The sequence below is a fragment of the Kitasatospora sp. NPDC059571 genome (assembly GCF_042735675.1).
Taxonomy (GTDB): domain Bacteria; phylum Actinomycetota; class Actinomycetes; order Streptomycetales; family Streptomycetaceae; genus Kitasatospora.
Map to the genome: position 1 here is coordinate 1 of NZ_JBHWBW010000306.1, position 9,523 is coordinate 9,523.

9 protein-coding genes are annotated in these 9,523 nt (G+C 74.8%); 4 read left to right on the plus strand and 5 right to left on the minus strand.

Going from position 1 to position 9,523, the window contains the following annotated elements; translation table 11 throughout:
• Positions 1 to 110 precede the first annotated feature (110 nt).
• Both ACFV0G_RS27140 and ACFV0G_RS27145 read left to right on the plus strand, forming a co-directional pair.
• Complete coding sequence (locus ACFV0G_RS27140; protein ID WP_380553266.1) at positions 111 to 932, plus strand: SGNH/GDSL hydrolase family protein; 822 nt, start codon at positions 111 to 113, stop codon at positions 930 to 932.
• Between the two features lie 123 nt (positions 933 to 1,055).
• Positions 1,056 to 1,586: a gamma carbonic anhydrase family protein gene (locus tag ACFV0G_RS27145; RefSeq protein WP_380553269.1), complete on the plus strand. Its 531-nt coding sequence runs from the start codon at positions 1,056 to 1,058 to the stop codon at positions 1,584 to 1,586.
• 16 nt (positions 1,587 to 1,602) lie between these two features.
• Here ACFV0G_RS27145 and ACFV0G_RS27150 read toward each other — a convergent pair whose 3' ends face one another.
• The 4 genes from ACFV0G_RS27150 to ACFV0G_RS27165 all read right to left on the minus strand — a co-directional run bounded on the left by ACFV0G_RS27150 (position 1,603) and on the right by ACFV0G_RS27165 (position 4,975).
• Positions 1,603 to 2,826 (minus strand): cytochrome P450, encoded by a 1,224-nt coding sequence (locus tag ACFV0G_RS27150; protein ID WP_380553272.1) that lies wholly within the window; start codon positions 2,824 to 2,826, stop codon positions 1,603 to 1,605.
• Between the two features lie 67 nt (positions 2,827 to 2,893).
• Positions 2,894 to 3,091 carry a ferredoxin gene (locus tag ACFV0G_RS27155; RefSeq protein WP_380553276.1) on the minus strand — a complete coding sequence of 66 codons (198 nt, stop codon included), beginning with the start codon at positions 3,089 to 3,091 and terminating at the stop codon, positions 2,894 to 2,896.
• 611 nt (positions 3,092 to 3,702) lie between these two features.
• Positions 3,703 to 4,452, minus strand: a complete 750-nt coding sequence (locus tag ACFV0G_RS27160) for a DUF4230 domain-containing protein (protein WP_380553279.1) — start codon at positions 4,450 to 4,452, stop codon at positions 3,703 to 3,705.
• A gap of 148 nt (positions 4,453 to 4,600) precedes the next feature.
• Entirely contained in the window at positions 4,601 to 4,975 is a 375-nt protein-coding gene (locus ACFV0G_RS27165) for a cupin domain-containing protein (protein ID WP_380553282.1), read from the minus strand.
• A 160-nt stretch (positions 4,976 to 5,135) separates the two neighbouring features.
• Here ACFV0G_RS27165 and ACFV0G_RS27170 point away from each other — a divergent pair, with 160 nt between their 5' ends.
• Positions 5,136 to 5,591, plus strand: a complete 456-nt coding sequence (locus ACFV0G_RS27170) for a MarR family winged helix-turn-helix transcriptional regulator (protein WP_380553285.1) — start codon at positions 5,136 to 5,138, stop codon at positions 5,589 to 5,591.
• Positions 5,592 to 5,627: 36 nt separating this feature from the next.
• Here the strand turns inward: ACFV0G_RS27170 and ACFV0G_RS27175 are convergent, their stop codons facing one another.
• The gene (locus tag ACFV0G_RS27175; RefSeq protein ID WP_380553288.1) at positions 5,628 to 6,941 is read right to left on the minus strand and encodes a glycosyltransferase 87 family protein; all 1,314 of its coding nucleotides are present in this window, start codon (positions 6,939 to 6,941) and stop codon (positions 5,628 to 5,630) included.
• 209 nt (positions 6,942 to 7,150) lie between these two features.
• On the opposite strand from ACFV0G_RS27175, the gene ACFV0G_RS27180 reads away from it, so the two are divergent.
• Positions 7,151 to 9,490 (plus strand): Tex family protein, encoded by a 2,340-nt coding sequence (locus tag ACFV0G_RS27180; RefSeq protein WP_380553291.1) that lies wholly within the window; start codon positions 7,151 to 7,153, stop codon positions 9,488 to 9,490.
• Positions 9,491 to 9,523: the final 33 nt, after the last annotated feature.

Sequence of the window (9,523 nt, forward strand, 5' to 3'; positions counted from 1 at the left end):
GGCGGGCGACCAGGCGGCCGAGCAGGGTGTCGTCGGGTTCGCGTGCCTTGCTGGCGGCCAGTTCGGTGAGGTGCGCGGTGAGTTCGCGATGCGCGTACCATCGTCGGGCCATGGAGAACACGCACCCCCACACCACCGCTGCCGACACCCGCCGCAGCTTCACCAGCTACGTCGCCGTCGGGGACTCCTTCACCGAGGGCATGTGCGACGACCTGCTGCCCGACGGCCACTTCCGCGGCTGGGCCGACCGGGTCGCCGCGGCGCTCGCCGCCGAGCGGCCGGACGGCGGCTTCCGGTACGCCAACCTCGCCGTCCGCGGCAAGCTGATCGGCCAGATCTGCGACGAGCAGGTGCCCTCGGCCGCCGCCATGGACGCCGAGCTGATCACCCTCGCCGGCGGCCTGAACGACGTGCTGCGCCCGGGCTGTGACATCGCCCTGGTGCGCGGGCGGCTCGGCGCGGCGGCCGAGGCGCTGCTCGCCGGCGGCGCGACCGTGGTGATGTTCACCAGCACCGACCCCGCCCGCCGGATGCCCGGCGGCACCCGGCTGCTGCCGGCCATCCTGGAGCTCAAGGCCTTCGTCGAGGGCATCGCCCGGGACAGCGGCGGCCGGGCCGTGGTGGTCGACCTCTTCACCGCCCCGTGCTTCGACGACGCCCGGCTCTGGGCCGAGGACCGGCTCCATCTCTCCCCGGAGGGGCACCGCCGGGTCGCGCTCGCCGTGCTGGAGGCCCTCGGCCGGCCGTCCGCCGAGGACTGGCGCACCCCGCTGCCGCCCGCCGCCCCGGCCGGACGCGCCGCGAAGCTCCGCGCCGACCTGCGCTGGCTGCGCACCCACCTCGGCCCCTGGATCGGCCGCCGGCTCACCGGCCGCTCGTCCGGCGACGGCCGCCCGCCCAAGCGCCCCGAGCTCCTGCCGTACGAGGGCTGACCGGCCCGCCGGCCACCGGCCGCACCGAGACCCCGCACCCCGCCCGCCGGGCACCCGCCCGCCGGTGCGAGCACACCCCGCACCACCCCGGCCCGCACCACCCCCGGCACAGGAGGAACGACCATGGCAGAGCCGCTGATCGCCGCAGTCGGGGGCCTGGTCCCCGCGGTCGACCCGGGCGCCTTCGTGGCGCCGGGCGCGGTGGTGGTCGGTGCCGTCACCGTCGCCGCCGGGGCGAGCGTCTGGTACGGCGCGGTGCTGCGCGGCGACGCCGAGACCATCACGGTCGGCGCAGGCAGCAACATCCAGGACAACTGCACGCTGCACGCGGACCCGGGCTTCCCGCTGCGGCTCGGCGAGCGGGTCTCGGTCGGCCACAACGCCGTCCTGCACGGCTGCACGGTCGCCGACGACGTGCTGGTCGGGATGGGGGCGACCGTCCTCAACGGCGCCCGGATCGGCGCCGGTTCGCTGATCGCCGCCGGAGCCGTGGTCACCCAGGGCACCGAGGTTCCGCCCGGCTCGCTGGTCGCGGGCGTCCCGGCGAAGGTCCGCCGCGAGCTCACCGAGGACGAGCGCGCCGGGATCAGGGCGAACGGCGAGGGCTACCTGCTGCTGGCCGCCGCGCACCGGGACATCGAGCCGCTCGGCTGAGGCCCCGACGGGCGCCTCACCAGGCCACCGGCAGCTCCTGGACGCCGTACACCACCATGTCGGTCCGGTACCGGAGTTCCTCGAAGGGCACCGCCAGCCGCAGCTCCGGGAGCCGGCGCAGCAGGGTCTCCAGGGCGATCTGCAGCTCGACCCGCGCGAGCGGCTGGCCCAGACACTGGTGCACCCCGAAGCCGAACGCGAAGTGGCGCCGGGCGTCGCGGGTGACGTCGAGGCGGTCGCCGTCCGGGAAGGCCGGCTCGTCGCGGTTGGCGGTGGAGAGCATGCAGAGCACGCCCTCGCCGGCGCGGATCGTCAGGCCGTCGAGCTCGACGTCCTCGGCCGCCACCCGCGGCACGCCCAGGTGCACCACCGTCAGGTAGCGCAGCAGCTCCTCCACCGCGCCCTTGACCAGCGCGGGTTCGGCGCGCAGCCGGGCCGCCTGCGCGGGGTGGCGCAGCAGCGCGAGGGTCCCCAGGGCCGTCATGTTGGCGGTGGTCTCATGACCGGCGACCAGCAGCAGCAGGCCCATCGAGGCCGCCTCGGCCAGGGTCACGTCGGGGCGGGCGACCAGGCGGCCGAGCAGGGTGTCGTCGGGTTCGCGTGCCTTGCTGGCGGCCAGTTCGGTGAGGTGCGCGGTGAGTTCGCGATGCGCGGTGCCGACCGTCTCGGCCGGTCCGGTCAGGTCGAGCAGGGCCCGGCTGCGGCTCTGGAAGAAGCCGTGGTCGGCGTACGGGACGCCGAGCAGGTGGCAGATGACCAGCGAGGGCACCGGCAGGGCGTAGGCGTCGACCAGGTCGGCGGGCGAGCCGTGCGCGATCATCGTGTCCAGGGCGTCGTCCACCAGCCGCTGGATCTCCGGGCGCATCGCCTCGATCCGCTTGACGATGAAGTCGCCGGTGAGCATGCGGCGCTGGCGCGCGTGCTCGGGGTCGTCGAGGCGGATGAAGGTCGGGGTGGCCCGGTTCACCAGTTCGCGGCGGCCGGGGGAGAGGAAGGGGAAGCCGGGGTGCCGGGCGTCGGCGCTGAAGCGCTGGTCGCCGAGCACGGCCCGCACCTGCGGGTGGCCGGTGACCAGCCAGCAGGAGGTGCCGTCCCAGAGCGAGATCCGGCTGACCGGCCCCGCCTCGCGGTGGGCGTCCCGGTAGGCGGGCGGGGGAGCGAACGGACAGCCGGCGTCCCGGGCGGCCGGGGCGGCCGGGACGGGGCCGGTGGTGTCGTGCCGAGGGGGTGCGGTGGTCATGCCGGTCCTTCCGCGTGCGGTCGTTGCGCGGCGAGCAGCCCTGACGGTCGGTCGAGGTGCGCGGGAGTCAGGTCTCCCGGATGCTGATGGCACCGCCGGGGCAGAGGGCGGCGGCGAGGCGGACGGAGCTCTGCCCGTCCGGCGCGGGGCGCTCCCGCAGGAGCCGGACGAGGCCGTCGTCCTCGCTCTGGTCGAACACCGCGGGGGCGGTCAGGACGCACTGGCCCGATCCGCAGCAGCGGTCCTGATCGACGGTCACCTGCATCTAGCACCTCGGGTGGGAGGAGTGGGCAGTTGCTTCGGTCAACCGATTTCAATCTAGCTCATGCCAAGTCGCATACGGAGCAGGCTTGTCGGGGCGGTGCGGGCTTGGCCGGATCCGTGCGGCCCGCGGCCCGAACCCGTCCCCCGAAAGAGGCGGCGCGAGGCCGCGCGGTGCTCCCTGTGCGGGTGAAATCGCCGGGGCCGGCTCAGGGTGCCCGGCCGGCGTGCCGAGACTGTGCGTGAACGGAAGGAGGTCCACGACCGTGGGCTATGTGGTCGCCGGCGTGCTGGGCTGTTCGGTCCTGGCGCTGATCCTCTTCCTGGCCGCCGCGCGTGCGGGCAGCCGGCACGACGACGAGGGTTGAGCGGAGGGCCGGGGCGTGCCCCGGCCCGGTCGGCCGCGGGGGTGGCGCGGCTCACGGATCGGGGGGGTTCTCCGTGCGGGAGGATGGTTGTATGGTGCATGCATAAGTGCTGCGGTCTGCAGCCCGCCCGCCGTGCCGCGCCCGCCGGGCGCAGCGTCCGCCGGTCCGGGCATCGCCGGAGGATGCGTGGAGGGCGGCCCGCCCGGCCCTGGACAAGCCGGGGCGGGCCGGACCCACCGGCCGTGGCTCAGGGCCCGACCGTGACCGTCACCGAGGTGAACCCCAGGGACCGCAGCAGGCCCTGGAGCATGTTCCGGGTGTTGGCCTCCGCGGTCGAGGCCAGCGCGGTGTCCTTGGCCGCCGCGGTGATCTTCTCGGTGGCCAGCACCTCCAGCTTCTGCTGGTCGCCGGGGTTGCCGGAGAAGAAGTCGCCGATCCGGTCGAACAGCCCGCGCTGCTGGGCGAAGACGTACGACCGGCGGACGTCCAGGGCCGGGTCGGCGAGCCGGGCGTGCGGCAGGACGACGGTCGCCGTGCGCCGGTCGTCCGACACCTTCACCGAGCCGTCGGCGAGTGCACCCAGGTCGACGTAGGCGCCGACGGTGCCGGCGGCGACGTACAGGGTGCGCTTGCCCAGGATCTGCGACGGCAGGAACCTGGCCTCCTGGTCCAGGTCGACGATCACCTGGAAGTTGCCGGTCGCCGCCGTGTAGCGGCTCATGTCCTGGATCGACCGGAGCACGGCCGGCTGGCTCCGGTCGACCTGGTGCTCGGCGAACGGGTTCGGCAGTCCAGGCAGCAGCTGCAGCCGGGCGGCGGCCAGGAAGACCGCCGCGATCACCGCCAGGGTGACCGGCAGCCCGATGTACCAGGGGATGCCCCGGCGGCGGCCGCCGGCGGGGTGGTGGCGGCGCGGGGGTGCGTCCGGTGTCTCCTCGCCCTCGTCCGCGGACGGCTCGTCGGGCTCGTACCGCCGACCGCGCGTCGGCAACCGCATCGCAGGACCTCCTCACGGGCCCGCGGCGCTCTGCCCGGGCTTCGGCAGCCTTCTGCCCCCGCGGGCCCCGGTTCACCGGACGCTCCGTGTGCGTATCTGTCCGCTGGGCGGTGCCCCGGGCGCCGCCGTGCGGTCCGGCGACGGCGCGTCAGGCCGCCCAGGGCGGAGTGATCACGGTGCCGTCGGCGAGCGTGGCGGTCAGGCCGGCGGTGGTGGTGACCCAGGCCGCCGCGGGCCCGGGCCCCGGGTTGTCGACCCGCAGGGTGCTGCCGGCCGGGGCGACGGCGGTGTCGCCGGCGGCGAGCGTCGCGGGCCGGCCGTCGATCGCGACCACGGCCGAGCCGGCCAGCAGGTGGAACACCTCCTCGTGGCTGATGGTGTGTTCGACGCCTGCGGTGCCGGCGGGGATCTCCAGCCGCCAGGCCCGCAGGACGGCCGCGCCGGTGGCGGGGGAGGCGTGGACCAGGAAGCGGGCGCCGTGCGTCTCGTGGCGGACGGCCTGCTCGGGGCGGACGACGGGCATGGGTGTGCTCCTTCGGTGCGGTGGGGTGGGGAGGCCGGCGGACGCGTACGGAAAAGTGGTCAACCTGCTTGACTTGATCCTGCGGCGCGGGCGCCGAATAGTCAAGCTGCTTGACTGATTTCGAGCCCGCCGGGGCCGCCGGGCCGCCTACACTGCGGCCGTGGACCAGAACCCCGCCCGCAGCCTGCCCCCCCTCGTGCTCGGCCTCGCCGCCGATCTGGTCGGCGCGATCGACGCGGGGGTCCGCGACCGCGGCTTCACCGACGTGCGGCCCGCGCACGGCTTCGCCTTCGCCCGGCTGGCCCCGGACGGCGCGACCGTCGGTGACCTCGCGGACCACCTCGGCGTCACCAAGCAGGCCGCCAGTCAGATGGTCGACGAGCTCGTCCGCAAGGGCTATGTCGAGCGCCGCCCCCACCCCGCCGACGCACGCGCCCGGCTGGTCGCCCTCACCGAGCGCGGGTGGGCCTGCACCCGGGCCGCGGACGAAGCCGCGGCGGACGCCGTCCGCCCCTGGGCCGAGGCGCTCGGCGGGGCGGGCCTGCAGCGGCTGACCGCCGACCTCGCGACCGTCGCCGCGCTCGGCCCGGGCGGACGGCTGCGCCCGGCCTGGTGACCCGCGGCCGGGCCGGGCGTGCGGCGCGGTGGGTCGTCAGGCCACCCGGATCGGACCCCGCCGGGTCTGCGGGGCCTCCTGGAGGGCGGGCACCGGGGAGACCGAGGCCTTCCACAGCCGGGCGGCCGACCAGAACGAGGCGGTGAGCAGCAGGCCGTTGCGGGCGACGATCACCAGCGCCGGCTGCCAGCCGCCCTTGATCATGGCGTCGAAGAACAGCGGGTAGTCGATGGTGGTGACGCCCGCCGTCAGCAGGATGACCACCGCGACCGGCCGCTGCGAGGAGCCCCGGACGGTCAGGCAGACCGAGGCCAGGCCGATGAGCCAGATGAGGTACTGCGGGCTGATCACCCGGCTGGTGACGGTGAACAGCAGCACCGCGGTCAGCGCCGCGTCGTACGGCAGGGCCGGGTTCCAGCGGCGGGCCCGGAAGCGCCACAGCAGCAGCCAGCCGAAGGCCACCGCCGTCAGCAGCAGCGAGACCCGGGCGATCAGGTCCACGTGCGGGCCGAGGAACTCCAGCGAGCCGTAGTGCATCTCCACCTCGCCCGGCCAGCCGAGCTCCCGGGCGACCTGGAGCATGCTCCCGCCCAGCGACTCGATCTCCACGCCGCGGCCGCGCTGCGCGGTCAGGAAGTCCAGGGTGCCGTCGAAGAGCGTGACCAGGACCAGCAGCAGCGCCGCCGCCGACAGGCACATCGACACCCAGGCCTGCCGGGTGCCGCGGCCGCGCGGCGCGCCCAGCACCACCAGCGCCGGCCAGACCTTGACCATCGCGCCGATCCCGGCCAGCGCCCCGCCCGCCCGCGGCCGGCTCGGCATCAGCAGCAGCGCCGCCATCGCCAGCGCGGTGACCGGCAGGTCGTAGCGGCCGAACGGCATGCCCAGCAGCAGCGGCAGCGACAGCGCCCACATCCAGGCGCCGGCCGTGGACCGGCCGCGGTGCACCCCGCCGTTGCGCCGCAGCGAGACCCGCACCAGGGCGGCCTGGGTGATCGCGTCGGTCACCAGCATCAGCACCGCGAAGGCCTGCAGATAGGTGAGGAACGGCAGCATCCCCGGGGCCAGCATCGCCAGCGCCGCTCCCGGCGGGTACTGCCAGGTCACGTCGCCGACCGGGAAGTGGCCCTGGCGCAGCACCTCGTACCAGCCGTAGTACGTCCGGTGGACCTCGATGGCCTGCTCGGCCTTGCCCGAGCGCAGCATGCCGATCATGACCAGTCGGCTGGCGACCCAGTACCCGGCCAGCGCGAGAGCCTCGCGCGGCCAGGTGGCGGGCCTCGTCCAGCGGAACGGACCGGCCAGGGGCATCCCCCACTGGGTGACCGGTGTCGGGGCCTGAGCCACCATCGCCTCCACGGGAAGGTGCGTGCTGTGATCTATCTCATATCAGACAAATCGGGCTCGGTGACTGTCGCACAACCGTGTGTCACCGGCCCTCAGCACAACGCGCCACCACGCCCGCAGGACACGGTCCGGCCCGATCCCGCCGCCCGCACCTGCCAGAATGCAGGGCGTACCAGGAGGAACCCCGGGAGAAGGTGGCAGGCTCCGTGACCATGCCGGTCGAACGCAAGATCGCCGAAGAGCTGGGCGTCCGCGAGGGGCAGGTGAAGGCGGCCGTCGACCTGCTCGACGGCGGCTCGACCGTGCCCTTCATCGCCCGCTACCGCAAGGAGGCCACCGGCGCACTCGACGACGCCCAGCTGCGCACCCTGGAGGAGCGGCTGCGCTACCTGCGCGAGCTGGAGGAGCGCCGCACCGCCGTCCTGGAGTCCGTCGAGGCCCAGGGCAAGCTGGACGACGCGCTGCGCGCCCAGATCCTCGCCGCCGACTCCAAGGCGCGCCTGGAGGACATCTACCTCCCCTTCAAGCCCAAGCGGCGCACCAAGGCGCAGATCGCCCGCGAGGCCGGCCTGGAGCCGCTCGCCGACACCCTGCTCGCCGACCCCGGCCAGGACCCGGCCGCCCTCGCCGGCGGCTACCTGAACGAGTCCGTGGCCGACACCGCCGCCGCCCTCGAGGGCGCCCGCGCCATCCTGGTCGAGCGCTTCGGCGAGGACGCCGACCTGGTCGGCTCGCTCCGCGAGCGGATGTGGACCCGGGGCCGGATCGTCGCCACCGTCCGGGCCGGCAAGGAGCAGGACGGCGCCAAGTTCGCCGACTACTTCGACTTCGCCGAGCCGTACACCAAGCTCCCCTCGCACCGCATCCTGGCCATGCTCCGCGGCGAGAAGGAGGAGGTCCTCGACCTCGACCTCTCCCCGTACGACGGCGAGGACGGCGACCTGCCCGGCGAGAACGACTACGAGCAGCGGATCGCCGCCCGCTTCGGCATCGCCGACCGCGGCCGGCCCGCCGACAAGTGGCTCACCGACACCGTCCGCTGGGCCTGGCGCACCCGCATCCTCGTCCGCCTCGGCATCGACCTGCGCACCCGGCTGCGCCAGGAGGCCGAGGACGAGGCGGTGCGCGTCTTCGCCGCCAACCTGCGCGACCTGCTGCTCGCGGCCCCGGCCGGCACCCGCGCCACCATGGGCCTCGACCCGGGCTTCCGCACCGGCGTCAAGGTCGCCGTCGTCGACGCCACCGGCAAGGTCGTCGCCCACGACACGATCTACCCGCACCAGCCCGCCAACAAGTGGGACGCCGCGCTCGCCACGCTCGCCGCCCTGGCGAAGAAGCACGCCGTCGACTTGGTCGCGATCGGCAACGGGACCGCCTCCCGCGAGACCGACAAGCTCGCCGAGGACCTGATCAAGCGCCACCCCGAGCTGCCGCTCACCAAGGTGATGGTCTCCGAGGCCGGCGCCTCCGTGTACTCGGCCTCCGCGTTCGCCTCCCAGGAGCTGCCCGGCCTGGACGTCTCCATCCGCGGAGCCGTCTCCATCGCCCGCCGCCTGCAGGACCCGCTGGCCGAGCTGGTCAAGATCGACCCCAAGTCGATCGGCGTCGGCCAGTACCAGCACGACCTCAGCGAGGTGAAGCTCTCCCGCTCGCTGGACGCCGTCGTCGAGGACTGCGTCAACGCCGTCGGCGTCGACGTCAACACCGCCTCCGCGCCGCTGCTCACCCGGGTCTCCGGCATCACCGGCACGCTCGCCGACAACATCGTCGCCCACCGCGACGCCAACGGCCCCTTCCGCACCCGGCGGGCGCTCAAGGACGTCGCCCGACTCGGCCCCAAGGCCTTCGAGCAGTGCGCGGGCTTCCTGCGGATCCCCGGCGGCGACGACCCGCTCGACGCCTCCGCCGTGCACCCCGAGGCCTACCCGGTCGTCCGCCGGATCCTCGCCGCCACCGGCGGCGACCTGACCGCGCTGATCGGCAACAGCTCCGCGCTGCGGGCGCTGCGCCCGGCGGACTTCGCCGACGACACCTTCGGCGTGCCGACCGTCACCGACATCCTCGGCGAGCTCGACAAGCCCGGGCGCGACCCGCGCCCGGCGTTCAAGACCGCCACCTTCAAGGAGGGCGTCGACAAGATCGGCGACCTGGAGGTCGGCATGGTGCTGGAGGGCGTCGTCACCAACGTCGCCGCGTTCGGCGCCTTCGTCGACATCGGCGTCCACCAGGACGGCCTGGTGCACGTCTCCGCGCTCTCCAAGAACTTCGTCAAGGACCCGCGCGAGGTCGTCAAGCCCGGCGACGTCGTCCGGGTCAAGGTCACCACCGTCGACGTGCCGCGCAAGCGGATCGGCCTCACCCTCCGGCTCGACGACGACACCGCCCCGCGCTCCGGCGGCGACGGGGGCGGCGCACGGCGCGACCGGGAGCGCGACCGCGGCCAGCGCCCGCCCCGCCAGGACCGCCGCGGCGGCGGCCAGGGCGGCGGCGCCCAGGCACCCGCCAACAGCGCGATGGCCGACGCGCTGCGCCGGGCGGGCCTGACCAGGTAGCCGCCCGCGGCCCGGGGCGATCACCGCCCCGGG